Source organism: Gemmatimonadota bacterium (genome assembly GCA_016712265.1).
Classification (GTDB): domain Bacteria; phylum Gemmatimonadota; class Gemmatimonadetes; order Gemmatimonadales; family Gemmatimonadaceae; genus RBC101.
Genome location: JADJRJ010000028.1, coordinates 1,367,079 through 1,392,526, shown reverse-complemented (window position 1 = coordinate 1,392,526; position 25,448 = coordinate 1,367,079). Strand labels below are relative to the sequence as shown.

The window sequence follows — 25,448 nt, the reverse complement described above, 5'->3', positions numbered from 1 at the left end:
CTGATCTTACGCCGGGCTCTTCGAGACGAGCGGACCAGGGGGTCGGCGGCGGACGGCGCCGGGCAAGGCGCGTGATCGCACTGTCCACTGTCCGGCGGACGTCGGACGCACGAAAAACGAGGGCGACCTCGGCCGTGTCTCCTGCAAGGCCCACGCGAACCTCACCGGGCTGGGCCCGGACATCCAGCACCGTACGGCCAACAAGGTTACGCCAACCTGTCGTCGGGGGCGGGGCTTGCCCCTGCAGGCCCGATGCGATCAGGAAGGACCCCACGATCAACCATCCCGTGGAACCGCGACCGGCAAAGCGCCGTTCACTGGGAGATCGGGTCCCGCAACCGGGAAAGTGCGATTCGTGCGACACGCCTACGTGAAGATGGAAAAAAGTGGCGCGGTGTGCATCCGCTGGTGGGTGGACGCCGCGGAGGGCGTCGCCGCCCGGACGATGATACACGTGCTTCCCGGCGAACAGGCCTTCGGCCTTCCATTTGGGCATTGGCGCGGGCTCTGTGGCGCCTTCGTCAACCTGGACGACGTGGATGCTGCCCTCCCGGGAGCCGTCTCGCCGGGAAACTAGACGACCGCCGTCGTCGGCCCTGTCGGGGAGGAGGAGTCTAGCCCGGCCGGGCAGCCCAGCCGTATCTTCGGGGCGCTTGCACTACCCCACCCTTCCTCAGGATCAGCTGATGTTCTCACTACGAGTCAGGCACGTCCTCCTGGCCGCAGCCGCCACCCTCCTGTCGGTGCCGGCCATGGCCCAGGGAGGCGGAATCGCCGGGACGGTGACCGCCGGTGACGGTGGCGCTCCGGTCCAGGGCGTGCGCGTCCAGGCACTGGCGAGCAATGGCCAGGCGGTCGCCGCCGTCCTCACGCGCGACGACGGCACCTACCGCATCGGCAACCTGGCGGCCGGGACCTATAGTCTCGTCGCCCGGCGCCTGGGCTACGGCGAGAAGCGCGTGGACAACATTGCTGTCAGTGCGAATGGCACGACCACGGCGAACATTCAGCTGGTCGCCGTCATCACCGAACTCAACCCGGTGGTGACGACGGCGTCACGCAAGCCGGAGAAGGCCCTCGACGCTCCTGCCTCGATCTCCGTGGTTGATGTGCGCGACATCCAGGAGCGGCCGTCGGTCACGGTGGCGGACCACCTCAAGGGGCTTCCCGGCGTGGACATCCAGACGGGCGGCCTGGCGCAGAGCAACATCGTGGCCCGCGGATTCAACAACGCCTTCTCCGGATCCATCCTCACCTTGCAGGACTACCGCTTCGCTGCGGTGCCCTCGCTCCGCGTGAACATCCCGTTCCTGTTTACGGCCACCAACGAGGACATCGAGCGCGTCGAGGTGCTGCTCGGACCGGCCTCTGCGCTCTACGGCCCCAACTCGGCGAACGGCGTGCTGCACGTGATCACGAAATCGCCGTTCTCTTCGCAGGGGACCACGGTCACCATCGACGGCGGCGAACGGTCGCTGCTCCGTGGCTCCTTCCGGACGGCGGGGCTCTTTACTCCCAAGCTCGGCTACAAGATCTCTGGTGAAGCGTTCACGGCGAACGAGTGGGCCGGCGAGACGGCCCGCGATACGCTGGGGAACCGCATCGTTGGTGCAGGTGGCCGTCCCGTCTACGATCCGGGCGAGCCCGACGTGTTCCCGGCAGAGGCGCCGGCGGCGCGTCGCGGCCAGCCCAATATCCGGGACTTTGACCTGCGCAAGTACACCGGTGAAGCGCGCATCGACTACCGCCCATCGGCAGACAAGGAGTTCGTCACGACGGCCGGCGTGAACATGTTCGCCAGCGGGCTGGACTACACCGGTGCCAACGGTACGGGCCAGATCAAGAACTGGCTGTACCGGAGCATTCAGCAGCGGGCACGTGTGGGCCGCTGGTTCGCCCAGGCCTTCCTGAACGTGAACAACGCCGGGAACGAGGATTCGCTCGACACCGACGGCACGTTCCTCCTGCGCTCCGGCCAGCCGATCGTGGACCAGTCGCGCGTCTTTGCCGCGCAGTTGCAGCATGGCTTCGCTTGGGGCAGCAAGCAGGATTTTGTCTACGGCCTCGATTACATCAAGACCGACGCTCGCACCGGCGGTACCATTAACGGGCGGAACGAGGAGAACGATGGCATCACGGAGATGGGTGGGTACGTGCAGTCCACGACCAACCTCACCAGCAAGTTCGACTTCATCGCTGCACTCCGGGCCGACAACAACAACCGCATCGACGGCAACCAGATCTCGCCGCGCGTCGCCCTCATCTTCAAGCCGAGCGCCACGCAGAACTTCCGCGCCACGTTCAACCGCGCGTTCTCGACCCCGGCGAACTTCTCCTACTTCCTGGACCTGATCCAGGCGCGCAACATCGGCAACTCCGGGTACAACATCCGCGCGCTGGGCAACCCGCCCAAGGAAGGATGGACGTTCAACCGGACCTGCGGCGCGACCAACGGTGGCCTCTGCATGAAGTCGCGCTTCTCCGGCGGCAACAACTGGGTCCCGTCCTCCGCCGCCGCAATGTTCCCGGGCGTGGTCGCCGGGCTGCGTTCGACCCTGGTGGCCCAGTTGACCCCAGCGGTCGGCGCTACCGTGGCCAACCAGCTGGTGAGCTTCCTCGGCACGCTGCGCCCGACCGATGCACAGGTCGGCTCGCGCATGTCGTTCCTCAACGCGCCTACGGCTGCCCTGACGCCAGCCCAGATCGGTGACATTCGGCCGCTGGATGCCTCGTACAACAAGACCTACGAACTCGGCTACAAGGGGATCTTGGGCAACCGTGCCCGGCTCGCCATCGACGCGTGGGTCCAGCAGCGTGGTGACGTGGGCAACCCGGCCGGCCTGTCCACGCCGAACATCTTCTTCAACGGTCCACAGCTCGGTGCGTTCCTGGGCCCGAACATCGCCCAGGCCCTGATCGCAGCCGGCCTCCCGGCGCAGCAGGCGGCCGCGGCCGCGACCCAGATCGCAACCCAGATCGCGACCCTGGCCGGTTCGCTGCCGGTGGGCATCGTGCAGTTCAACGACGACCGCTTTGCCAACGGCACCGACCTCTACGCGACCTACACCTCGCAGAGCGACCAGGAGATCACGGTGCGCGGGCTCGATGCGGCGCTCGACATCGTCCTGAATGACAAGTTCACCGTCGCCGGCATGTACAGCTACGTCAGCAAGACCATCTTCGAGGACGTGACCAGCAGCAATGGGACGGCGCTGATGCTCAACTCCCCGGGCAACAAGGGCTCCCTGACCCTGAAGTACCGCAATGAGGGCAAGGGGATCGGATTCGAAGCGCGCACGCGATTCAACGACGCCTACCCGGTGAACTCCGGCGTGTATGCCGCGGGGCCGAACCTGCAGGGCAACCCGATCACCTTCCAGCGCCCGGGAACCACCACCTCGTACCGGTACGATGAGGTCGAGGCCGCCACCGTGTTTGACGTCGGCTTCAACTACCGCTTGCCGATCGCGGGCGCCAAGGAAGTCATGCTTTCCGTCAACGGCACCAACGTCTTTGACCAGGGCTACCGCACGATGCCGGGCGCGCCGCTGATCGGTCGGCTCTTCCTGACGCGCTTGCAGTACTCGTTCTGATCGGCGCAGTTCATCAGTGCTGGAGCCTCAACGCACGAGCGGCTGCCTTCCGGCAGCCGCTCGTGTCGTTGTGGGGAGGTTTGCGCTCACGGCACCGCAATGGCGTTGAGCGTGATCGGCTGCAGGTTACCGCTCGATATCGCCAGGGCTTGTGCGCCCACGGCTGAACCGAGACTCCACCGCGCAGTGACCTCGCCTAACGCATTGGTCAAGCCGGACTGCGGCGAGATCAGCCCTCCGCCGACGATCACCTGAAACGCCACGGCGACGCCCTTCATGGGCGCGTTGTTCGGGCCAACCACCCGGATCACGATCGGGTTGGGCAGCGCGGCCGAGGGCTTGGCTGTCTGGTTGCCACCCTGGGCCACGAGCATGTCGGTGGGCAGCAGGGCAATCGCGTTGATGCTCAATGGGTCGAGTCCTGGGGCCCGAGCCTGCAATGTCTGGTTGGCATCGGACGTACCCAGGATCCACTTGGTCTTGGCTTCCCCGTTTTCATCGGAGATGGCGCTTCCCGGAGCCACCGCGCCGCCACCAATAACCACGGAGAATCCGATCGCCGTTTTCGCGATCGGCAGCCCTTCCGTATCGAGCAGCCGGACGACGATCGGGTTGGGAAGCTCGAGCCCCCCCTGGACCGACTGCAGGTTCCCCTGCACCAGGCTGATGGACCCGGGGGTTTGTACCACCACGGCTTCCTTCCCGCACGAAGTCAGGAGGAGCGCCGCACCGGCCGAGAGGACGAAGGATCGGGACTTCATGCCGGGGAGTATCGGCCCCGGGATGGCGCTGTTTAACCCGACCTAGGTTGCCGTCACCCACGGCGGTAGGGCGCCGTCCAGCAGGGGCAGGACTTCGCCGGCGACCTCGAGCGCCAACCCCTCGGCGGTCAGGCGGCGCTCACGCCAATCTGTCTCGGTGAAGGCCTTCGATGGGGCGATGGGCACCATCACCCGCACGAGCGCCTCCTCGGTCCGGCCGCGCGTTGCTGCGTCACGGAGCAGTTCCCACTTCACCCCGTACTCCGAGTGTGAGATACGCCCGCGTCCCTGGTACCAATACAGCACCACCGCTTGCAGCGGGCCGTTCGCGATGATGTACCGGTTCACCGTGACGGGGGCGCCGCGGAGCGCCACCTGCTGCGTCCCCGACTCCACCACCTGCCACCCGGCCCCCGGCAGGCAGTTGCGAGGCGAGTGGATGGTCTTGCCTGTCGCCTGCGACGCGTAGTACCCCACGTACACGGAGAACGCACTGGTCGAGTCGCGACGGAAGATTCGGAACAGGTAGTCGGAAACCCCCGCGACGCGAATCTCCTCCGGGGTCAGTGGGCGCTCGTCTCCAGCGGCTCCCGCAATTTGCCGCGGGAGCTCGGCCAGGGGACGTGCAAGCGTCGCGGTCTCCTGTCGGCCAGCGGACTGGACCAGGGCGAGCCCGAGGCCCAAGAGTCCCGCTGGAACCCACGCACCAGACCTAGACATGGGCTGCCTCCTCTCGACGCGGCGCTCCCAACCAGCGCGCCTCGGCTTTCAGGGCGCCCCAGGTGATGATTCCGAGGATACCGAACGCGACCAGGAACAGCAGCCAGCCCTCGGTCATGTGAGAGAACCCCTCCGCGAGCTTTGGATCCACGAAGGCCACCAGGAAACCCGTACCGAACACCCGCACGCCATTGATGACGACGGCCACGGGGATCGACAGCGCAACGATTGCCACGCGCGAGACTGGATGACGCAACACCAGCCCACCAAGCAGCACTCCAAGGCTCAACAAGGCAGTCAATGACCGCAGTCCGCTGCACGCCTCGGTCACAAACAAATCATGCCCCGGGAGCCGGATCACATTGCCGTCGAGATGGACTGGAATGCCCCGAGTGGCCAGCAGGGCGGCGCCAAGCTTGGACGCCTGGAACTGCAGCGGGAGCGCGAGGGAACCCAGGACGATCTCAGGGAGCGGCATGCTCAACCCAAGGAGCAGCACGGGAAGCCACCAGTGCATCAACTGGCGAAGCCCCCAACCCCACGTCACGAGGCCGCCGAGGGCGAGCAGCATCGCTGCGCGACCGACAAAGGCCTCGGCCGCGAGGGCAGCGACATACCGAAACAGGATGGCGACGACGATGAGCGCGAGGCCCAGGGCGCGTTGCCCCTTGGCATTGGGCACGCGCCCCGCGCGCCACGCCAGCCAGACGGAAAGCGGGGCGAGCAGCAGGCCGTGTGACGAATCGGGATCGTTCCACCATGCCGCTGCCGTATTGGCAAAGGGCGCCCAGAAGAGGGCGGCAAACAGAACGGCCGTGATCCCCAGGTGGGCCGGGGAACCAGGCAACTCTACTCTCGGTGCGGTCGGGAAGGCTGGCGCGGTCATTCTGTCCGGAATTAAGCCGGAAGGTGGCTACTCAATATTGACGATCATAGGCGCCGATACTCACGGCTGCCGTATGCCTGAATTCCACCGACCCCCCGCGCGCCTGGCGACCCCCGCCGGGACTCCGTCCGTTGGCCCGAACGCGGCCCCTCTGACGCACCCCGGCGTGCCGCGGCGGTCCCTGTCCCAGCTCGGGCTCGCTGTCCTGGGGTACCTGTTCGCGGTGACGTTGATCATCACGTTGCTCCCGTTCCAGTTTTCCCGTCCCCTCGCCTGGCGGGTGCTGTTCACGGGCAGTGCGCTCGACATCACGGCGAATGTCCTGCTGTTCGTCCCCCTCGGCTTCCTGTACCGGGTGGCCAGCGAACATCACCGACGGCATTCGGCATTTCGCGTGTTGTGGTTCGGGGCGCTGGTCTCCACGGCCATCGAGGTGGCCCAGCTGTTCGAAGTCGAACGGTATTCGTCCGTGGCAGACGTCGCGGCGAACGCGATGGGGGCGTGGTTGGGGGCAGCCCTCAGCGACCTCACGCTCCGGCGCCTCGCAGGCGAAGGTGACCTGGTCGGCCGGCTGTCACTGGAGCTGCCCCTGATGGGCTTGATCTACCTGATGGTGCCGTTGTTGTGGCTGAACGCACTCGCGAGTGGCGACGCCCCTGAGCACGCCGCCCTCTCACTGCTCGTCGGGTTGACCGGCGCGCTGGTCGCCGGCGGGCTCCAGCGACATCACTTCGGGCCGGACCGACGGGTCTCGTCACGAACCACCGCACTATTCACCGGGATGTGGTATCTGGCGGGCGCGTTCCCGCTGTTGGCACGACACGGGGTGATTGTGGCCGTTGGTCTCGTGTGCACGGTCCTGGCCACGTTCGCGCGGGGACGACTGGACAGTGGGCGCGTGGACGGGCGCGAGCGTCGGTATGAGGTGCTGGTGCTGTTGTCGTGTGTGCCGACGTTCGTGGCGTACGCCCTGCTGCTGGGGGCCGGCCCGTTGATCGAAGGCGTTGGCACGTGGCAGATCGGGATCGGATTTCCCGGCGTGGCGTCCGAGTGGACGCGAACGGAGATCCTGCGACTCCTCGAACTGGTGGCCGCGTTCACCCTTGGCGGATACGCCGTGGCGGAACATCGCGGTCGCGCGTTGCAGCGTTTCTCGAACGGTGCGCCCCGCCTGCTGGCCTTCTCCCTGGCCGGGGCACTGCTCGTCGAGTCCCTGCGCGGCTTCCATATCGGGCACGGCGCCAGCCTGGCGCGCGGGGTGCTGGTCACGCTGGCCGGCGTCTACGGCGGATGGTTGTATTACCTGCAGCGGCGCCAGGTGCTGGTGCTCCTCGGCGAGGCCGGCCGGACCGAAGCCTAACGACTCGCGATCATGCTGCCGCGTGGGGGCGGCGCGCACGCCGGGGTGCCCTCGCTTTTGTCCCCCAGGATATCGGAGATCTCGATGACCGCGGTGTAGGTGTGCGTACCGACCGTCACGGTATCGTCCACCATGCGTCCCATCACCGCGAAGTAGACGGGTGAAAGGAGCGCGTTCGCGCGAAACCGGTAGCGCTGCGCCACCTGGGCCGCGGCAGGTGGAGCCAGGCGCGTGTAGTACACCCGCGACGATCCACAGCGGCGGAATGAGGACTCGTCCGTTCCGCGGACGATGTAGCCGCGCACCTCCTCGAACGGCGCCTCGCCTTTGGGCGAGAGCGCCTCGCCGGTGGCGCGATTGATACCCTGGAGTTTCGCGTTTGACCCACCGGCCTTGCCCGCGCCACTTCGCTTGGCTTCGATGCTATTGGTGGCTCGCTGGGCCCGGACATCCGCTTCGTTGCGCTTCTTGGCCTCGTAGTCGATGCAGCCTACGACAAGCGCGAAGGCCGGCAAGTAGCGGAGGAATCGAGGTAGGAGAGTCATGCTGTAGTCTCGTGAACGTCGTATCGGTAAGGCAAGTCCGGGAGCTCGCTGGCCCCGCCCCCCACAGACGAATACATTGGCCGCCACGCTACACCCTCCCCTGATGACATACGTCGATCCCTCGAGAAAGGTCCGTGTCGCCGTCCTTGGCGCTGGTGCATGGGCACGACTGGCCCACGTGCCCGGCTTCAAGCGGGACCCGCGGTGCGAGGTTGTCGCGATCTGCGACCCGCAGCGTGACCTGGCCGACGCGCTCGCCACCGACATGGGAATTCCGGTGGTGACGACCGATCATACCGAACTCTTTCGCCGCGAGGACATCGACCTCATCGACGTCTGCACGCCGTCCGCCACACACTTCGACCTGGCGTGGGGGGCCCTGGACGCAGGGAAACACGTTCTCTGCGAGAAGCCCGTCGCCTACGACTTTCGCGAGACCATTCGGGCGGCCGAGTTCGCCAGGTCCAAGGGGCTCAAGACCAAGCTCGGCTTCACCTTTCGATACGCGCCGGCCATGCGGTACATGAAGGCGCTCATCGACGATGGCTTTATCGGCACGCCGTTCATCTTCAACGGGTACGAGCAGAATTCCCAGTGGCTCGACCCGATGAACCCCCTCCGCCAGGTGGATCCGGACGCCGATCCCGCCGTCATCCAGGTGTCGTCCCTCGAAGGCTATGGCGCGCCGATCATTGACATTGGGATGTGGGCGGTGGGCGCCCCCTACCGCGAGGTGGTCGGGACCATGCGCAACTTCATCCCCGAACGCATGGTGCGCGCGACCGGGCGGATGATGCGCATGAACATTGACGATGGCGACATCTTCATCGGCGAGTTCGCCAACGGCGCGTTAGGCAGCGTGCAGACGTCCTTTGTCACCGTCGGCAACTACCCCGGCATCGAAGCCAGGGTCTACGGAAGCCACGGCGCGCTGATCTGTCGCCTGGTGGAGGAATTCGGGGTCTGCGAGGTGCTCAAGGCCGCGCGTCCGGACGACGTCGAGTTCAAGGAGCTCGAGGTTCCCGCGGCGTATTACCCGGTCGGCGGGCACAAGCGCGAGGCCTGGCGCACGCTCTTCTATGCCAACCTCATCTCCTCGTTCCTCGGCGAGATCCAGTCGCCAGACCCAATCAACGAGGGCGACTTCATGGACGGGGCACGCGTGCAGGAAGTGATCAACGCCGTCGAGGTGTCGTTCCGGCAGCGACGATGGGTCTCCCTGCCCCTGCCGCAGTGAGCGCACCACCAGGGCCGGATCGCGTGACCACCGCGCAGTCCCCTTCACCAGACGCGCTCGATACGTTTTTCGAGACGCTCTACGACTTACGCCCGGTCGACGCCACGTTCATCGGCGTCCATGCCCACGACCACCGGCTCCCGGATTGGTCCCCGGACGGGCACGAGCGGGCGATCCACCGGTGGCGGGTGGTCGGACAAGCGCTCGGCGAGCCCGACGCTCTCGACCGCCACCTGATGCCGGAAGACTGGCCGGCGATCGATCGCGCGGTCGCTCGCTCCCACGTCGACCTCACGCTCGCAGAACTGGCCTCGCCCCATTTCACGCGCGGCAATCCATCGTTGGTTATCGGTGAAGCGGCGTTCTCGGTCGTTGGCCTGGTGACCCGAGATTTCGCACCACCCACCCAGCGCGCCTCGTTCCTCTTGCAGCGCCTCCGTGCCATCCCCCGGTTCCTCGCCGGGGCGATGGCCACCGTCGCCGCACACCCCGTCCCGGCCACGTGGGCGGACCGCGCACGTCGCGAGGCGGCGGCGATGGAACGCCTCCTGACCGACGGCATCCCGCGGTGGTGTCAGGCGATGGCATTCGCGGACGATCGCACCCAGGCACTGGTAGACGCCGCCCAGGGCGCCGCGGGGGCCGTACACGCCGCCGCCGCTGCGCTCGACGACGTCACGCGCACCAGCGATGTGGCCCGACCCGCCGGGGAGGAACTGCTCGACGCCTGCATTCATCGGGGCCATTGGATCGGCCGATCCGCGGACGAGCTGCGCCGCGAGGTCCTGGGCGCCCTGCCGGAGCATCAGGCGCTCCTCTCGGCGCGCATCCGGGAGGCTGGTGCCAGCTCCCTGGCCGAGGTGCAAGAGCGACTCTCGCAGGACCATCCGTCCGCGGAAGACTACCTCGCCGCATTCCACCAATGCTGGGACGCCTGTCGCGCTGCCTCAGACGCCCACGACCTCGTCACCTGGCCGGATGCCCCGATCCAGTACGTGCCCATCCCCGAATGGACGCGGATGGCCGCTCCGTCCCTGTATTACCTGTACTACCGCTCCCCAGCGCCCTTCGACACCTACCCGGTCTACGACTACGTGGTCACGCCAGTCGACGGCCTGGACGATGACTCCCGCGCGCGGCACCTCCGCGCGTGGAACCACTCGACGATCAAGCTCAACCATGTCGTTCATCATGGGGCGCTGGGCCACCACGTCCAGAACTGGTATGCCTACCGCGCGCCCACGCGGGTCGGGCGCATCGCGGCGGCCGACTGCGCCAGCCGAATTGCCATGCTCCAGGGTGGCACGATGGCCGAGGGCTGGGCGTGTTACGCCACCGACCTCATGGAAGAGGTCGGGTTCCTCACACTAGAGGAGCGCGTCGCCGAGCAGCACACGCGCGTGCGGATGCTGGCCCGTGCCCTCGTGGACCTGGAGTTTCACACGGGGCGCCGCTCCTTCGACGACGCGATCCACCTCTACGTCGATACCGTGGGGATGACGCCGGAGATGGCGCGGGCCGAGGCGACCAAGAACAGCATGTTCCCTGGGACCGCCATGATGTACTGGTTTGGGACGCAAGGAGTCCATGAGGCACGCCGGGCGGCGGCGACCCGTGAGGGACGTGCATTCTCCCTGCGCAGCTTTCATGACCGGTTCCTCGCACACGGGGCCCTGCCGGTGGCCCTGGTCCAGCGACTGGTCGCCGCGGAGGGCGAACGCCGTACAGGCTGAAACGCCGGGGCGCCAGCTGGCAGGCCAGACGTTCAGCCTTGGCGACGCGGAGGCGGCTTGGTCTCCCTTCCCGCACAGCGCGGAGCAAGCCAACGTTCGCCCATTGTCCCGCCTTCCCGAACGGCCTCTCCTCGTGATCCGCACCCCCCTTCGCCTTTTCGCCTGCCTCCTGCTCACGGGGTGCGCTGAACGATCGGCGTCACGCAACGCCGCCAGCAACGACCTCCTGGTCGTGGGCTACGATCGGGAGCCCGACACCCTGAACCGCTTCAGCACACACATCCTCGAGGACGTACAGACCTGCATCATCGAAGGGCTCGTGACCAACGATGAGCAGATGAACATCGTCCCCGTCCTGGCCACAGAGGTGCCGACCATTGCCAATGGCGGCGTGGTATTGCGTGCGGACGGGGGAATGGACGTCACCTGGAGGCTGCGCCCGGGAATCCGGTGGCACGACGGCGTGCCCTTCACCTCCGCCGACCTCAAGTTCACCGTGGACGCGATCAACTCCCCGGATTACAACCCGGAGAGCACCGACGGCTTCGACCGTATCGCGTCGGTGGACACACCGGATTCGCTGACAGCGGTCGTGCACTATCGCGAGCCCTATGCCCCCTACCAGCTGCAGTTCGTCCGCGGTGCGCTCCCGAAGCACGTCCTCGAGGGACGCAACATCGACCAGGCGGCCGACTACAATCGAAACCCGTTAGGCACCGGGCCCTACCGGGTCACAGAGTGGAAGACGGGTGAGTACATCCTGCTGGAGCGCGTGGACACCTATTGGCGAGGCCAGCCAAAGATCCGGCGCATCCAGTTCAAGTTCATCACGAACGCCACCACCCGCATCAACCAACTGGCCGCCGGCGAGGCGCACGTGGTGGCGTTGGTCCCGTGGGATCGCGCACGAGAACTCCGCGAGGTGCCCGGGGTGACGGTGCACCGCATGATGGGCAACTCGTACGAACACATCACGCTCAATCAACGTCGCGTGCAGGCCTTTGCCGACGTACGCGTCCGGCGCGCGCTCACGCATGCCCTGGACCGCGAGGCGATTACCCGAACGATCCTCGACTCGCTGGCGCCCGTGGTGCACGGGGCGATCCAGCCCCTGTCGTGGGCGTTCACGGATAGCGTGGCCACCTACCCGTTTGACGTGGCGCGCGCGCGGTCCCTCCTCGACGAAGCCGGATGGACCGACGGAAATCGCGACGGCATTCGCGAGAAGGACGGCGTGCCCCTGACGTTCACCCTCCTCACACAGGCCGGCTTTGTCACCCGCGAAAACGTGGCGCAGGTCGTGCAACGCGCGTTCCGCGATGTCGGCGTCGACATGAAGATTCAGCTGGTTGACGGTACGTCGATCTCCTCGCTCTGGTTCGAGGGGAACTTTGACGCCATGCTCCACTGGTGGCACATGCCGGCCGACCCGGAGTTGACCCTCTTCTTCGCCTCTGACCGCACCCCGCCCGCAGGTCGGAACATCAACTACGTGGCCGACGCGCGGCTCGACTCGATGATGTACGCCAGCGATCGGGAGATCGACCAGACACGACGGCGCCGCCTCCTGGTCCAGGTGCAGCAGCGCCTGGCCGAATTGGCCCCGGAGATTCCGTTGTACAACGTGACGCGCCTGGATGGCGTGCCGGCCACGCTGCGAGGGTTCAAGGGCAATCCCACCAACACCGGCGTCTTCTGGAACGTGCACGAGTGGGACGTGGTCTCGCCGCCCTAGCGCTCGCCCCTCATTTCCTGCCGATTCGTCCGTGCCCCTCTCCCCCACCCTGACCGATCCCGCGACGCGCGACGCGCTCGTGTCTCGCGTGCGCGCATTGAGCGCCGGCGCCCCACGCCAATGGGGCAAGATGAACGTTTCGCAAATGCTCTGGCACGTCGCCGAGGCCTATCGCGCCGCGCTGGGTGATATCGCCGTCCGTGACCAGAGCAACTGGTTCTTCCGGAAGGTGATCCGCCCGTTCGCGTTCTACGCACCCTTCGCCTGGCCCCGTAATGGCCCGACGCTCCCACACTTCGATGCCGTGCGTCGTCAACCGGCGGTCGATCCCGAGTTCGAACACCTCAAGACCGACGTGGTCGACCTCATCCAACGTTTCGCCACGTGGAACGGGGAGGGTCGGCCGCACGCAGCCTTCGGGCCGCTGACCCAGGCCGAGTGGCAACACTGGGGGTGGCGCCACACCGATCACCACCTCCGCCAGTTCGCGTCGTGACGGCGTGACCGCCCGGACCTGTCCATGAGCGCGATCGTTGTCGTGCGCCGGGTTGCACAGGCGATCCCGCTCCTGCTCCTCCTCTCCGTGCTCGTCTTCGCCCTCCTGCACGCGGCGCCCGGGGGGCCGATGTCGATTTATCTGGAGAACCCGAACGTCCGCCCAGCCGATATCGAGCGCCTCAAGGCCTCGTTGGGGCTCGACCAGCCACTCCCCGTGCAATACCTGGCATGGTTGCGCGGGTTCCTCGTGGGTGACTGGGGATATTCGTTTACGGACGGACGACCGGTGGCGACGCGCATTGCCGAACGCATCCCTGCGACCCTTGAGTTGGTGAGTGCATCGCTCGTGGTGGCACTCATCGCGGCGGTTCCCGTCGGGGTGATCACCGCCGTTCGTCGGCGCGCCCTGTTGGATCGCGTGACCGGAGCCCTGACAGTCGCCGGGATATCGCTTCCCGCATTTTGGCTCGGACTGCTGCTTCAGCTGGTTTTTGCCGTGTGGCTCGGATGGGCCCCGTCCAGTGGAAGATCGTCGCTCCTCGGCGGTGGAATCGGGGACCGCTTGGCGCACCTTGCGCTGCCGGCGGCAACCCTCGCGGTCCTCCACGCCGCTGCCTGGACGCGCTACCTGCGCAGCGCGATGGGCCAGGTCCTGCACCAGCGCTTCGTCCTTGCCGCCCGCGGCCGCGGCGTCCCGGCGCGACTGGTGCACTACCGGCACGCCCTGCGCAACGCGCTGCTCCCCTTCTTCACGGTGGTGATGCTCGACGCGGCGATCATGGTGTCCGGCGCCGTGATGACCGAAAGTGTGTTCGCCTGGCCCGGCCTCGGCGGACTGTTCACCGAAGCCCTGGCCCGTCGCGACTATACGGTCCTCATGGCCTTCCTGATGCTCTCGTCCGTCGTGGTCGTCGCCATGAACCTGCTCGCTGACCTCGCGTCCCGGTGGCTCGACCCGAGGGTGCGCGCGTGATGCGGCGGCTCCCGGATGGCGCGACCACGATCGCGGCGCTGCTCCTGGTGGCAGCCCTCGCACCATGGCTCGCTCCCTACGCCCCAGATGCCGTGGACCTCGCGCTCCGTCGCGCGGCACCATCGGCCGCGCATTGGTTTGGCACGGATGACCTCGGCCGCGACGTCTTGACCCGCGCGCTCCATGGGGCGCGCATCTCCATCGCTATCGGCCTGCTCGCCGCCGCGACCTCGGTCGCGCTCGGGGCGGTCATTGGCCTGGTCGCGGGATCGGCCAGCCGTGCCGTGGATGCGTTCCTCATGCGCGTGACCGATGCGATGTTGTCCATCCCGCGACTCCCGCTCCTGATGACCATCGCCGCCATCCTGCAGCCGTCCGTCCCGCTCCTCGTGCTCCTCGTGGGCCTGGTGGGCTGGATGGAAACCGCGCGGGTCGTGCGCGCCGAGGTGCTGTCACTCGTGCCGCGAGGGTTCGTGGAGGCCGCACGCGCGCTGGGCGTCGCCCCGATGCAGGTCATCCGGCGACACCTCGTCCCCAACGTGACCGGCGTGTTGGCGGTATCGGCCACCCTCGCCGTTGGACGCTCGATCCTGATGGAGAGTGCGCTGTCGTTCTTTGGGGTTGGTGTCCAACCTCCCACCGCCAGCTGGGGCAACATGCTCTACCAGGCCCAGGCCGTCATGACCACCGAACCCTGGGTGGCCCTGTTTCCCGGTGCCGCCATCTTTCTGACGGTGCTCCTGGTCAACCGGGCCGGCGAACGCCTCCAGCGTTAGGCCCCCGGACGGCGCGGCCGCCGCCGAACGACCAGCGCCCCCACCGCGACAACGACGGCCAGGCCGAGAAGGCCCGCCGCGCCGGGGCGCGCCACCACCGCGCGCCAGTCACCGTTGGCGACGACCAGCGAGCGCTGCAGATGTTGCTCGGCGAGCGGGCCGAGCATCGCGCCGATCACAACGGGGACCGCCGGGCACCCCAGGACGCGCCAGGCGAAGCCGACCACGCCTAACGTCGCCAACACCATCAGGTCCACCGTGGACCGGTGGAGCGTCCAGGTCCCAACCGTGGCCAACACCAGGATCCCCGCGTGCAGGTACGCCGGACGGATCGCCGCGAGACGCGCCCACCAGTGGGCCAGGGGAAGGTTGAGGACCAGCAACATGGCATTGCCCACCAGGAGCGACGCCAGCAAAGCCCACACCAGTTCCCCCGCGTTGCGGAACAGCAACGGACCTGGCTGCAGCCCGTATTGCTGCAACGCCACGAGAAGGACCGCGGCGGTCGCGGTGGTGGGAATCCCCAGCGCCAACATCGGGACGAGCGTCCCGGCCGCCGACGCATTGTTCGCCGCCTCGGGGCCGGCGACCCCCTCGATCGCCCCCGGGCCAACGGGCGTCCATTCGGCTGGCTGCCGCGCCAACCGCTTCTCCAGCGCGAACGAGAGCAAGGTTGGCAGCTCTGCCCCACCCGCCGGAATCGCGCCTAACGGGAAGCCCAGCGCCGTCCCACGCAGCCACGCCGGCCAGGACCGACGCCACTCGGCTCGGGTCAGGCCGATGTGGCCACTGGGGCCCAGCGCCACCGGCGCTACGTCGCCAGTCCACGCGAGGTGCAGCGACTCCGACACCGCAAAGAACGCGACCGCCACCACGATGATGTCGATCCCGTCCAATAGTTGGGGCACACCAAGGGTGAGACGGGCCTCCCCGGTCTGCACGTCAATCCCCACCGCACCGATCAGGAGGCCGAGGCAGAGGGAGGCCAGGCCAAGCCACGGCCGGTCCCCGAGCACCGTCGTGACCATCGCAAAGGCAAGGACGATCAGCGCAAACTGTTCGGCTGGACCCATCCGCAGGGCCACCTGCGCCAGCGCCGGCCCGATCGTGGCGATCAACAAAGTGCCAATCGTCCCGGCCACAAAGGAGCCAATGGCCGCCGTCGCGAGAGCGGTCCCGGCGCGGCCATGGCGTGTCATGGCGTGTCCCTCAATGGCCGTGACAATCGTCGCGCTTTCGCCGGGAATGTTGAAGAGGATGGAGGTCGTGGATCCCCCGTACATCGCGCCGTAGTAGATCCCGGCCAGGAGGATCATCCCGCTGGTCGGCTCGAGGCCAAAGGTCGCCGGCAGGAGTAACGCCACCGTCATCGCCGGGCCGACCCCTGGCAGGACGCCCACCGCCGTGCCTAACGCGGCTCCGGCCAGTGCCCACAGGAGGTGGATCGGCTGCAGCGCGATCACCAGGCCATCGGCGAGGCTCATCATGCCCCTCCCCACCACGAACCGACCGGGAGCGCCACCCCAAGGACACCACGAAAGAGCAGGAAGGTGACGAGGGCGAACCCAACCGCCACCGGCACGACCCGAACCAGGCGCCGGTCCCCGAAGGCGATCGCCGTGGCCGCGAACAGGATCGCCGCACCCGCTACAAAACCTGCGCGTTCACTCACGGCGATGTTGACCAACATCGCGCCGAGGATCAGCGCCACGGGTCGCCAGCGGCGGCGGGCCACCGACGCGCTGCCGGCCGCGCGTCGCCCCATCACCAACGAGAGGACCAGCACTGCAGTTAGCACGACCGCCAACCGAGGGGCGCCTGTCGCAACCGGTGGCCCGCCGCCACGTCGCGCGAGCGCGAGGCGTTCCACGCGGTTCACCTCCGATACCAGGTACCGGCCAAAGGCATCGCTCCCCATCGTCAAGTCCTGCCAGCCCAAGCGAGCCAGCTCCTCCCGCCAGGTCGGTGAGGCAGCCATGCGGAGGATGTCGGCCTCCAGGCGCCGACGCTCCTGGGCGAGGAGCCCGGGCGGCGCCATCACCCCGCGCCAGTTCGCCAGGACGACGTCCACCCCGGACTCGCGCAAGGTGGGCGCGTCGATCCCCGGCAGCCGCGCCGGTGCGGACACCGCGAGGATGCGCACCAGGCCACTCGCTGCCAGCTCGGCAAACTCTCCCACGCCGGACACCCCCACGGTGACCTGCCCTCCTAACAAGGCCGCCCGGGCTTCCCCACCACCCGCAAAGGCCACGTAGCTCGTGCGCCGCGGATCCAGCCCGCGGGCCTGGGACACCAGGTCCACGAGCATCTGGTCCGTCCCACCCGCTGACCCTCCCCCCCACGACACCGCCCCGACGTCGCCGTCAAGCAGCCGCAGCAGGTCGCCTAACGATCGTATCGTCGATGTTGCCGGGACCGCCACCGCCTCGTACTCGCCGACGAGCCGGGCGATTGGGGTCGCCGCTTCCAGCCGCACGGGTGAGGCGTTCTGCGCAATGCCACCGACCATCACCAACCCGGTCACCAGCAACGCATCGGGATCGCCCGCACGACTCGAGACAAAACGCGCGAGGCCAATCGTGCCGGCGGCCCCGGGCACATTCTCCACCTGCACGGAACGACGGATGCCCTCGCGCTCAAGGGCGCGTTGCATGGTGCGGCCGAGCTGGTCCCATCCCCCACCGGGAGCGGCGGGCGCCACGATCGTGAGGGGCGGACCCGCTTGGGTGATTGCCAGGCGGGGTGCGCACGCGAGCAGGGCGGCAAGCATAGGGCGGCGCATCGGCGCGAATATGGACTCGCTGCAAGGGCATCGCAAACCTCGTGGGCATCCGTGGATCGACTGGCGCCACCCCGATCCCCGGGTTCAATTGCCCGCCGCATGCACCTTCACCACCTCTTTGACGCGCACCTGCTCGGGCGCCCCGGGGCCCCGGCCCTCGACCTTATCGGCACGGAGAGCAGGCACGCTATTACCTTCGGCGAGCTGGAGGACGATGCCGCCCGCATGGCCGGCGTCCTGCTCGCGCGCGGCGTCACGCGGGGTGACCGGCTCGCCCTGTACCTCCCGAATCGCTACGAGTACCTCACCCTCTTCCTGGCCTGCACCCGCCTCGGGGTCATCGTCGTCCCGATCAACATCCTCTACCGGGAACGCGAGCTCGGCCACATCCTCGGCGACGCACGCCCCGCCGCGCTGGTAGTGGAGGACGGCGCCGTGGTTCCCGAAACGGGCATCCCGATCTGGCCGGTCTCCGCCCTCCGTGGCGACCGCCCCTTCGAGGGGCGCGCCCCGCTCGAGGGCGACACCCCGGCGGCCCTGGTCTACACATCGGGAACAACTGGCAGGAGCAAGGGGGCCATCCTCACCCACAACAACTTCCTGGCCAACGCGACGTCCCTCCTCGCGGCGTGGGGCATCACGGCCGCGGACCGCTACCTGGCGACCCTCCCCCTCTTTCACGTACATGGCCTCGCCAATGGCGTGGTGTCGTGGCTCGCCAGCGGCTGCCGGATGATACTCGCCGAGCGCTTCCAGGCCGATCAGGTCGCGTCGTGGTTCCGGGACCACCGACCCACCCTGTTCTTCGGCGTCCCGACGATGTACCACCGGCTCCTGCAACTGCCCCCCGGGGAGGCCCGCGCGATCGGCGCCGGCATGCGCCTGTTTGTTTGTGGTTCGGCCCCGCTACCCGCTCCGGTGATGGCCGCGTTCCAGGAGCACTTCGGGCACACGATTCTCGAGCGATACGGGATGAGCGAGACGCTCATGAACATCGGGAATCCGGCTTGGGGCGAACGGCGCGCCGGCTCCGTCGGTGTCCCCTTCCCCGGGGTGTCGGTTCGCGTCGTCACCCCGGACGGCCGCGACGTTCCCGACGGCGAGGTGGGCGAGGTGTGGGTGCGAGGACCCAACGTGTGCGCCGGTTACTGGGACAATGCCGCCGCCACGGCCCGCGCCTGGACCGATGGATGGTTCCGTACCGGGGACCTGGGTTCCCGCGCCGCGGACGGCTACTACACGCTCCATGGCCGCATGTCCGACCTGATCATCTCCGGCGGCTTCAACATCTACCCGCGCGAGATCGAGGACGTGCTCCTGGACCAACCCGGGGTGACTGAGGTAGCCGTCGTCGGGGTGGCCGATGCGGCGCGGGGCGAGCTGCCGGTGGCGTATGTCGTCGGCCATGCCGATCCCGAGTCCCTGTTGGCGACGTGCCGCGCCCAACTCGCCTCCTTCAAGGTGCCACGGGCCATCGTCCCGGTCGCGTCGCTCCCCCGCACGGCGTTAGGCAAGGTCCAGAAACACCTGCTGCCCCCGTGGTCATGAGTCCCGCCGTCCTCGCCCTCGCGGCGCTCTGCGGGGCACTGGTGCTCTCCATGACCTCGCGGATCAACGTGGGGTGGGTGGCCATCACGGCCGCGTGGCTCATCGGCGTCGGGCCGGCCGCGATGAAGCCGGACGCCATCATGGCGGGGTTCCCGGTCTCGTTGTTTCTCACGTTGATCGGCGTGACCTTGCTCTTTGGCATCGCGGAGGCCAACGGCACGCTGGGCCAACTGGCGCATCGGAGTGTCAGCCTGGTGCGAGGGAGTCGCCGTTGGGTCCCTCCGCTGGTCTTCCTGCTGGCGACGGGACTGTCATCCGTCGGGCCCGGGTCCATCTCCACGGTCGCGTTGCTGATTCCCCTCGGGATGGTGATCGCGCGACGCGTGGGAGTCTCGCCGTTCCTGATGTCCCTCATGGTCGCCAACGGCGCCAACGCCGGCAACCTGTCTCCCGTCTCATCGATCGGCGCCATCGCCAACGCAGGAATGGCCAAGGCCGGCCTCACGGGCCTGGAAGGCAAGGTGTGGCTCGCCAACCTGCTGGCGAGTGCCGTGGTGGCGGTGGCCGCGTTGGTGTTGTTCGGTCGCTCCCATGCGGCGGCGCCGGCCGCGGCGGCACGGGATGATGCCGAGCAGGCGTTCACCGTATCTCAGCGCACCACGATGCTGGTCATCGCCGCCTGGATCATCGGTGTGGTCGGCTTCAAGCTCGCCCTCGGTCTGTCCGCCTTTGCCGCCGCAACGCTTCTGCTCCTCCTGCGCGCCGCCGACGAAGGGGCCGCCGTCCGACGCATCCCCCTCGGCGTGATCATGATGGTGTGCGGCGTCTCGGTGTTGATCGCGCTCCTCGAGAAGACGGGAGGGATGGAGTTGTTCACGTCTCTCCTGGCGCGGCTGGCCAGCCCCGGGTCGCTCAATGGGGTAATCGCCCTGGTCACGGGGCTCATCTCCACCTGGAGCAGCACCTCGGGCGTGGTGATGCCCACCTTCCTGCCCACGGTGCCCGGGCTGGTGGCACAGGTCGGCGGTGGTGACCCGCTGGCGGTCGCGCTGTCCATCAACATCGGGTCAGCCCTGGTGGATGTGACCCCGTTGTCCACGTTAGGCGCCCTGTGTGTCGCCGCGGTGGACGATGTCGGCGAGGCGCGGGTGCTCTTTCGGCAGCTGATGGCCTGGGGGTTCTCGATGGTGGTCGTGGGCGCGGTGCTCGCCGCACTGCTCGCCCCGCTGGTGGCGCGTTGGTAACCGCCGTCAGGCCGGCTCGATGACCGAACGTCCGGACGGCGTGACAAAGGAGGCCACCGTCGCGATGGGGGCATATGCCGTCTGGATCGAGGGCACGATCCGGTAGTCGCTGCGCCAGGCATCGGGGGTGATGTCGCAGCGGATGTACCCGCGACGCGCATTGTGGAACTTGAGCCAGGGGGTGGACGACCGGACCCGCTCGACCTGCGGATAGGCGTCCATCCCATCTCCTTCGGAGCTGATGGAGGTACCGACGTACTCCACGGCGACCCGCGCGGCATCGGGTTGGCGCCAATCGAGCGGCACCTCGCCGGCATAGTTGGCGTGGACATCCCCCGTCAGGACCACGGCGTTCGCCACTCGCCGTTCGGCGAGGAGGTTCGTCAGGCGGCGTCGCGCGGCGGGATACCCACTCCAGCTATCCATGTTGAACACTTCGCCAGGTCCCGGATCCAGGTCGAGCGGCATCATCATGACCTGTTGGGCCAGGAGCTGCCACATGGCCCCCGGCTGCACCAGGCCGCGGGCGAGCCACCGTTCCTGGGCGGCGCCAAGCATGGTGCGGCCCTCCTGGTCCCACTCGGCGCACGGCGCCTTTTGCCGGTCGCCACAGCTCTGGTCCGAGCGATACTGGCGCCCGTCAAGGACATGCAGGCGCGCCAGCTGCCCAAACTCCAGGGAGCGGTACAGGAGCATGTCCGGCCCATGCGGAACGCTACTCCGTCGCAGGGGCATGTGTTCGTAGTACGCGCGATACGCCGCTGCGCGCCGGAGCTGGAAGGCCTCCACCGGGTCCCCGCGTTCCGACACGAGCCCGGCGACGTTGTTGTCGACCTCGTGGTCGTCCCATGTCACGACCCACGGCATCGCTGCATGCGCTTCCTGCAGTTGGGGGTCGGACTTATAGCGGGCGTACCGGTTCCGGTACTCCGTGAGGGTCGTTGGCTCGCCCGCCTCGTGGGCACGAACGCGCCGGGTCGCGTGGCTCTCGTAGATGTAGTCCCCGAGGAAGGCGCACAGGTCGGCGTCTTCACGTGCCAGGTGGGCATGCGCGGCATAGAATCCCGCCTCATAGTGTTGGCACGAAGCCACCACGAGCCGGAGTCGTGCCGGGGACGCACCGCGCGCGGGCATCGTCCGCGTCCGGCCCACGGGGCTGGTCGCCGCGCCGGCGTGGAACCGATACCAGTACCACCGATCGGGCGCGAGGCCGCGCAGCGTGACGTGGACCGCGTGGGCAAAGTCCGCTGCGGCCACCGCGGTGCCTCGCCGTACGATGTGTCGCATCCCGTCGTCCGTCGCGACCTCCCACCGCACCACCACGTCTTCGGCGCCCATCCCGCCCCCGTTGAGCGGATCCGGCGCAAGCCGGGTCCACAGGACGAACCCGTCCGGCCAGGGATCGCCGCTCGCCACGCCTAACGTGAATGGGTCACCGTTGGCCCGCAGCCCGGGCAACACGCGCGCTCCCGCGACGGCACCGAGACCGAGCGCGGAGAGCTGCTGGAGAAAGTGGCGCCGATCAGGCATGGCACCGCCGCCCGTGGGGGGTGATGACGGTCACGTGCGCCACCAGTGCATGACCACGGGACCGGCAATCGTGAGCCAACACACGACCGACATCACGACGGAGGCAAGCACCGCCGCGCTACCGATGTCCTTGGCGTTGCCCGCGAGGGGATGTCGTTCGCTCGAGATGCGGTCCACCGTGCGCTCGACGGCTGTATTCAGCAGCTCTACCACCACGACCAGCAGCATCGAGCAGAACAACACGAGGCTTTCCACGCGACTCACCGGGAGCCACCACGCCACCGGCCCGAGCACGACGAGGGTCGCGAGTTCCTCACGGACCGCGGCCTCATGTGCGATCGCATTGCGAAAGCCATCCATGGAGTGCCCGAACGCCCGAAACAGGCGGGGCCACCGATGCACACCTGCCTCGCTCACTGCGTAGCTCCCCGGGCCTGGCCACGCGCGGCCCGCGTCACGACTGCGTCACGATCGAACCGGCCCTGTCACTCGTCAGGCGCCTCGCGCCAACCTAACGCGGCGACGCGCCTGCCACCATCCCTCGAACACCTCGCGCGACGTGCGTGTCGGGACAAAGCCGAACTCTTCCCGGAGCCGCCGGTTCGACAACACCGGTCGATGTCGCAGGTACGGGACCTGCTCCGGACCATGCTCCGTGAACCCGAGCCACTGTCCCACCCGCAACATGCTGGCCAGGGTCGACGACGACACCTGAATGACCGTCGCCCCGGTCAGGGCCCCGATCTCACCAAGGTCCAGGAAGCCGTCCGCTGCGAGGTTCCAGGTGCCCGCGCGATCGTCGCAAATCGCTTGCACGATGCAGGCGACCACATCGCCGTCCCAGATGAACCCGAACCGGTCCTCACCATCCACCAGGCGAAAGAGCACCCGACGCTCGAAGATCGCCGTGACGCTGTTCCGCGTACCGTCGCCGAGGATGGTTGCGGGTCGAAAGACCACCTGCCGCAGCTCCGGGTGCCGCTCGCGATACTTCGCCAGCAGCTCCTCCACCAGCCGCTTGTGCCGCGCGTAGGGAAACTCCTCATTGCCGCGGAGCGGTGCTCCCTCGTCCAGCAGCGGTGGCAGGCCGGCGTGAAAGCCGTACGCGGCGGCGCTCGACAGCACCACCACCTGACGGACGCCATGCTCGATGCACGCCTCGAGCACGTTGTGGGTCCCGTCCACGTCGATGGCATACTGTTCATTGCGCGACATGCCAGACGGCGGGTTCACCACCGCCGCGAGGTGCACCACCACTTCCACCTCGTGCTCGGCCAGCAACTCGCCGCAACGCGCCGATCTGACGTCCATTTCCTCAAACGTCACACGCGGCGGAAGGCCCGCCTGGGGCCGCCTCACGTCCAGGGCCAGCACGCGTGGCCCGTCCGGGAGGGCGCCTAACGCCTGGGTCAGCAGCTGGCCGACATATCCGCTGGCCCCAAGAACGGCGATCGAAGCGCCGGGCCGGACCACGCTAGCCGACCACGTCCGTATCTCCCTGGCCCGTAATGCGGCGACTCAGGTGCGACCACGACAGCCCCACCCCCAGCACCAACGCGATGGCAATCAGGATCACCCGCGTTATCCCGCGGGTACTGGTCGCGCTCACCACGTTGTAGTCAATCAGGAGCCAGATCACGCCGCCGCACACGGCGGTCACGAGGATGGCTCCCATGATGCCGATCGACCGACGCGTGGCCTGCAGGAACACCACCCACGCCGCCACCAACAGGATGCCGGCGAGGAACTTGAGCGCGTTGAACCCTGCACCACCCGCGAGCGGCGCCAAGGCCCAGTGGTAGTAGGACCACCCCTCGGCGTTGTAGGTGGCGAACACCAGCACGAGCGCTGCCACGATGCGGAGCGCCAACGAGCCCCAGGAGAATCGATCAGCCATGTCAGTGAGAAGTCAGGGAAGGCACGCGCGACACCGGTCAGGACGCGCGGACGGGCGACGGAACAACCGTGGGAAGAAACGCCGGCGGCCGTCGTGCCGCCCGCACCTGCTCGAACGCAAAGGCATAGCCAATCAACCGCGCCTCGCTCCAGGCGGGCCCCATGAGGGTGAACCCGACCGGCAGCCCGGAGATCTGGCCCGCGGGGACCGTGATGGCCGGGTACCCCGAGACCGCGCTCAACTGCGAGCTGCCACCACCAAAATGGTCGCCGTTCACAAGGTCCGTCACCCACGCCGGCCCGCCCGTCGGCGCGAGGAGCGCATCGACCTTGTAGTCGGCCAACACGCGGTCCAGCCCGTCCGTGCGCGTCAATCGCTGGCACTTTCCCAACGCCACCCGATACGCCAGCGCGTCAAGCCCTTGAGTTTGCTCCGCCATTTCGAAGACCTCCTGGCCAAACCACGCCATCTCGACCGCACGGTTGGCCTCGTTGAACCGGATCAGGTCCGCGAGGCTGCGGTGGGGCACGTTCGGGCCGCACGTGGCGAGGTACGCCGCCATATCAGCCTTCAATTCGTGGAGCAGCACGGTGAACTCGGCATCCCCAAGCTGGTTCAACGACGGAATGTCGACCGGATCCACCAGGACTGCCCCCGCCGCCTGCAGGGCGTCGAGCGCCTCGACCATCACAGCGTTAACCTGCGGCCCCGCATTGAAGAGTTGCCGCACGACGCCGATCCGAGCGCCCTTGAGCGCCGCGGCGTCGCAAGCGGTCGTGTAGTCGGCCAACACATGGCCCGCACTCGCCGACGTCGCACCGTCACGCGGGTCTGCTCCCGCCACGACCGACAGCAGGGCGGCCGCATCGCGCACGGTGCGGCACATGGGACCCGCCGTGTCCTGCGTGTGCGAGATGGGGACGATGCCGGCGCGACTGACCAGGCCCACCGTGGGCTTGATGCCCACGAGGCCGTTCGCGTTGGCGGGGCAGACAATCGAGCCATCAGTCTCGGTCCCGATCCCCACGCAGGCCAGGTTCGCGGCGATGGCGGCCCCCGTCCCGGCCGATGAACCACACGCGTTGCGATCGAGGGCATAGGGATTCTTCGTCAGCCCGCCCACCGCACTCCAGCCACTCGTACTGCGGTTCGACCGAATGTTGGCCCACTCCGAGAGGTTGACCTTGCCCAGAATGACCGCTCCTGCCTCGCGCAGTCGCGCCACGAGGCCGGCATCACGAGCGGCCGTGGACTCGGCCAGCGCCAGCGAGCCGGCCGTCGTCCGCATCTGATCCGCTGTGTCGATGTTGTCCTTGAGCAGCACCGGGATGCCATGCAACGGGCCGCGCACCTTCCCTGCGGCGCGTTCGCTGTCCGCGCGGGCCGCAAGGGCCCTCGCGTCCGGATTGGTCACGAGCACGCTGTTGATGGTCGGCCCCGCCCGATCCACCGCGGCAATGCGCTCCAGGTAGAGCTCGGTGATGCGCGCAGCGGACAGCTCACCCGATACCATCCTGGCCTGCAGGTCGGCGACGGTGGCCTCCTCGAGCGCAAACGGAGGCACAGCTGCCGGTGCGCCATCCGCTCGCTCCGCGGAAGGGCTGCACGAACTCAGGAGCGGCGCCGCGGC

At 67.9% G+C, this 25,448-nt stretch carries 22 protein-coding genes; 11 read left to right on the top strand and 11 right to left on the bottom strand.

The window, feature by feature from the left end:
• The first annotated feature begins 355 nt into the window (after nucleotides 1–355).
• Nucleotides 356–577, top strand: coding sequence for a hypothetical protein (locus tag IPK85_12775; GenBank protein ID MBK8248262.1), 222 nt, complete (start codon nucleotides 356–358; stop codon nucleotides 575–577).
• A 109-nt stretch (nucleotides 578–686) separates the two neighbouring features.
• On the top strand, nucleotides 687–3,593 hold the full coding sequence (locus tag IPK85_12770; GenBank protein ID MBK8248261.1) for a TonB-dependent receptor: 2,907 nt from the start codon (nucleotides 687–689) through the stop codon (nucleotides 3,591–3,593).
• 86 nt (nucleotides 3,594–3,679) lie between these two features.
• Here the strand turns inward: IPK85_12770 and IPK85_12765 are convergent, their stop codons facing one another.
• The 3 genes from IPK85_12765 to xrt are packed head-to-tail and all read right to left on the bottom strand — an operon-like array spanning nucleotide 3,680 to nucleotide 5,921.
• Nucleotides 3,680–4,354, bottom strand: coding sequence for a hypothetical protein (locus IPK85_12765; GenBank protein MBK8248260.1), 675 nt, complete (start codon nucleotides 4,352–4,354; stop codon nucleotides 3,680–3,682).
• A gap of 42 nt (nucleotides 4,355–4,396) precedes the next feature.
• Nucleotides 4,397–5,074: an EpsI family protein gene (gene epsI, locus IPK85_12760; GenBank protein MBK8248259.1), complete on the bottom strand. Its 678-nt coding sequence runs from the start codon at nucleotides 5,072–5,074 to the stop codon at nucleotides 4,397–4,399.
• Nucleotides 5,067–5,921: an exosortase gene (gene xrt / locus IPK85_12755; GenBank protein ID MBK8248258.1), complete on the bottom strand. Its 855-nt coding sequence runs from the start codon at nucleotides 5,919–5,921 to the stop codon at nucleotides 5,067–5,069. The genes epsI and xrt overlap by 8 nt, the downstream gene beginning before the upstream one ends.
• A gap of 205 nt (nucleotides 5,922–6,126) precedes the next feature.
• Here xrt and IPK85_12750 point away from each other — a divergent pair, with 205 nt between their 5' ends.
• Entirely contained in the window at nucleotides 6,127–7,320 is a 1,194-nt protein-coding gene (locus tag IPK85_12750; protein ID MBK8248257.1) for a VanZ family protein, read from the top strand.
• Here the strand turns inward: IPK85_12750 and IPK85_12745 are convergent.
• A complete protein-coding gene (locus IPK85_12745) occupies nucleotides 7,317–7,865 on the bottom strand; it encodes a hypothetical protein (protein ID MBK8248256.1) in 549 nt (182 codons plus the stop codon). The genes IPK85_12750 and IPK85_12745 overlap by 4 nt on opposite strands.
• A gap of 103 nt (nucleotides 7,866–7,968) precedes the next feature.
• Between IPK85_12745 and IPK85_12740 the strand changes: the two genes are divergently transcribed.
• The 6 genes from IPK85_12740 to IPK85_12715 all read left to right on the top strand — a co-directional run bounded on the left by IPK85_12740 (nucleotide 7,969) and on the right by IPK85_12715 (nucleotide 14,817).
• A complete protein-coding gene (locus IPK85_12740) occupies nucleotides 7,969–9,102 on the top strand; it encodes a Gfo/Idh/MocA family oxidoreductase (protein ID MBK8248255.1) in 1,134 nt (377 codons plus the stop codon).
• Nucleotides 9,099–10,835: a DUF885 family protein gene (locus IPK85_12735; protein MBK8248254.1), complete on the top strand. Its 1,737-nt coding sequence runs from the start codon at nucleotides 9,099–9,101 to the stop codon at nucleotides 10,833–10,835. Before IPK85_12740 ends, IPK85_12735 begins: the two co-directional genes overlap by 4 nt.
• 133 nt (nucleotides 10,836–10,968) lie before the next feature.
• Complete coding sequence (locus IPK85_12730; protein MBK8248253.1) at nucleotides 10,969–12,570, top strand: peptide ABC transporter substrate-binding protein; 1,602 nt, start codon at nucleotides 10,969–10,971, stop codon at nucleotides 12,568–12,570.
• Nucleotides 12,571–12,601: 31 nt separating this feature from the next.
• Nucleotides 12,602–13,066 (top strand): DUF1569 domain-containing protein, encoded by a 465-nt coding sequence (locus tag IPK85_12725; GenBank protein MBK8248252.1) that lies wholly within the window; start codon nucleotides 12,602–12,604, stop codon nucleotides 13,064–13,066.
• A gap of 24 nt (nucleotides 13,067–13,090) precedes the next feature.
• The gene (locus IPK85_12720; protein ID MBK8248251.1) at nucleotides 13,091–14,041 is read left to right on the top strand and encodes an ABC transporter permease; all 951 of its coding nucleotides are present in this window, start codon (nucleotides 13,091–13,093) and stop codon (nucleotides 14,039–14,041) included.
• Complete coding sequence (locus IPK85_12715) at nucleotides 14,038–14,817, top strand: ABC transporter permease (GenBank protein MBK8248250.1); 780 nt, start codon at nucleotides 14,038–14,040, stop codon at nucleotides 14,815–14,817. Before IPK85_12720 ends, IPK85_12715 begins: the two co-directional genes overlap by 4 nt.
• Here IPK85_12715 and IPK85_12710 read toward each other — a convergent pair.
• Together IPK85_12710 and IPK85_12705 are read right to left on the bottom strand one after the other, a co-directional pair.
• Nucleotides 14,814–16,304 carry a tripartite tricarboxylate transporter permease gene (locus IPK85_12710; GenBank protein MBK8248249.1) on the bottom strand — a complete coding sequence of 497 codons (1,491 nt, stop codon included), beginning with the start codon at nucleotides 16,302–16,304 and terminating at the stop codon, nucleotides 14,814–14,816. The two genes, IPK85_12715 and IPK85_12710, sit on opposite strands and share 4 nt — an antisense overlap.
• Complete coding sequence (locus IPK85_12705; protein ID MBK8248248.1) at nucleotides 16,301–17,599, bottom strand: tripartite tricarboxylate transporter TctB family protein; 1,299 nt, start codon at nucleotides 17,597–17,599, stop codon at nucleotides 16,301–16,303. Before IPK85_12705 ends, IPK85_12710 begins: the two co-directional genes overlap by 4 nt.
• Before the next feature lie 99 nt (nucleotides 17,600–17,698).
• Between IPK85_12705 and IPK85_12700 the strand changes: the two genes are divergently transcribed.
• Together IPK85_12700 and IPK85_12695 are read left to right on the top strand one after the other, a co-directional pair.
• Complete coding sequence (locus IPK85_12700) at nucleotides 17,699–19,147, top strand: AMP-binding protein (protein ID MBK8248247.1); 1,449 nt, start codon at nucleotides 17,699–17,701, stop codon at nucleotides 19,145–19,147.
• Nucleotides 19,144–20,391 (top strand): C4-dicarboxylate ABC transporter, encoded by a 1,248-nt coding sequence (locus tag IPK85_12695; GenBank protein ID MBK8248246.1) that lies wholly within the window; start codon nucleotides 19,144–19,146, stop codon nucleotides 20,389–20,391. Before IPK85_12700 ends, IPK85_12695 begins: the two co-directional genes overlap by 4 nt.
• Nucleotides 20,392–20,397: 6 nt before the next feature.
• Here IPK85_12695 and IPK85_12690 read toward each other — a convergent pair whose 3' ends face one another.
• From IPK85_12690 to IPK85_12670, 5 genes are all read right to left on the bottom strand, one after another.
• A complete protein-coding gene (locus IPK85_12690) occupies nucleotides 20,398–21,921 on the bottom strand; it encodes an alkaline phosphatase D family protein (GenBank protein MBK8248245.1) in 1,524 nt (507 codons plus the stop codon).
• Nucleotides 21,922–21,951: 30 nt separating this feature from the next.
• Nucleotides 21,952–22,281, bottom strand: a complete 330-nt coding sequence (locus IPK85_12685; protein ID MBK8248244.1) for a diacylglycerol kinase — start codon at nucleotides 22,279–22,281, stop codon at nucleotides 21,952–21,954.
• 132 nt (nucleotides 22,282–22,413) lie between these two features.
• Entirely contained in the window at nucleotides 22,414–23,394 is a 981-nt protein-coding gene (locus tag IPK85_12680) for an NAD-dependent epimerase/dehydratase family protein (protein MBK8248243.1), read from the bottom strand.
• Nucleotide 23,395: 1 nt separating this feature from the next.
• Nucleotides 23,396–23,818: a hypothetical protein gene (locus tag IPK85_12675; GenBank protein ID MBK8248242.1), complete on the bottom strand. Its 423-nt coding sequence runs from the start codon at nucleotides 23,816–23,818 to the stop codon at nucleotides 23,396–23,398.
• A gap of 37 nt (nucleotides 23,819–23,855) precedes the next feature.
• The gene (locus IPK85_12670; protein MBK8248241.1) at nucleotides 23,856–25,433 is read right to left on the bottom strand and encodes an amidase; all 1,578 of its coding nucleotides are present in this window, start codon (nucleotides 25,431–25,433) and stop codon (nucleotides 23,856–23,858) included.
• Between the last annotated feature and the right edge of the window lie 15 nt (nucleotides 25,434–25,448).

Bases quoted from the DNA above. Each gene is read 5' to 3' on its own strand.
- IPK85_12770 (MBK8248261.1), top strand. From the start codon at position 687: ATGTTCTCACTACGAGTCAGGCACGTCCTCCTGGCCGCAGCCGCCACC.
- IPK85_12765 (MBK8248260.1), bottom strand. From the start codon at position 4,354: ATGAAGTCCCGATCCTTCGTCCTCTCGGCCGGTGCGGCGCTCCTCCTG.
- epsI (MBK8248259.1), bottom strand. From the start codon at position 5,074: ATGTCTAGGTCTGGTGCGTGGGTTCCAGCGGGACTCTTGGGCCTCGGG.
- IPK85_12745 (MBK8248256.1), bottom strand. From the start codon at position 7,865: ATGACTCTCCTACCTCGATTCCTCCGCTACTTGCCGGCCTTCGCGCTT.
- IPK85_12740 (MBK8248255.1), top strand. From the start codon at position 7,969: ATGACATACGTCGATCCCTCGAGAAAGGTCCGTGTCGCCGTCCTTGGC.
- IPK85_12720 (MBK8248251.1), top strand. From the start codon at position 13,091: ATGAGCGCGATCGTTGTCGTGCGCCGGGTTGCACAGGCGATCCCGCTC.
- IPK85_12710 (MBK8248249.1), bottom strand. From the start codon at position 16,304: ATGATGAGCCTCGCCGATGGCCTGGTGATCGCGCTGCAGCCGATCCAC.
- IPK85_12705 (MBK8248248.1), bottom strand. From the start codon at position 17,599: ATGCGCCGCCCTATGCTTGCCGCCCTGCTCGCGTGCGCACCCCGCCTG.
- IPK85_12700 (MBK8248247.1), top strand. From the start codon at position 17,699: ATGCACCTTCACCACCTCTTTGACGCGCACCTGCTCGGGCGCCCCGGG.
- IPK85_12695 (MBK8248246.1), top strand. From the start codon at position 19,144: ATGAGTCCCGCCGTCCTCGCCCTCGCGGCGCTCTGCGGGGCACTGGTG.
- IPK85_12690 (MBK8248245.1), bottom strand. From the start codon at position 21,921: ATGCCTGATCGGCGCCACTTTCTCCAGCAGCTCTCCGCGCTCGGTCTC.
- IPK85_12685 (MBK8248244.1), bottom strand. From the start codon at position 22,281: ATGGATGGCTTTCGCAATGCGATCGCACATGAGGCCGCGGTCCGTGAG.
- IPK85_12675 (MBK8248242.1), bottom strand. From the start codon at position 23,818: ATGGCTGATCGATTCTCCTGGGGCTCGTTGGCGCTCCGCATCGTGGCA.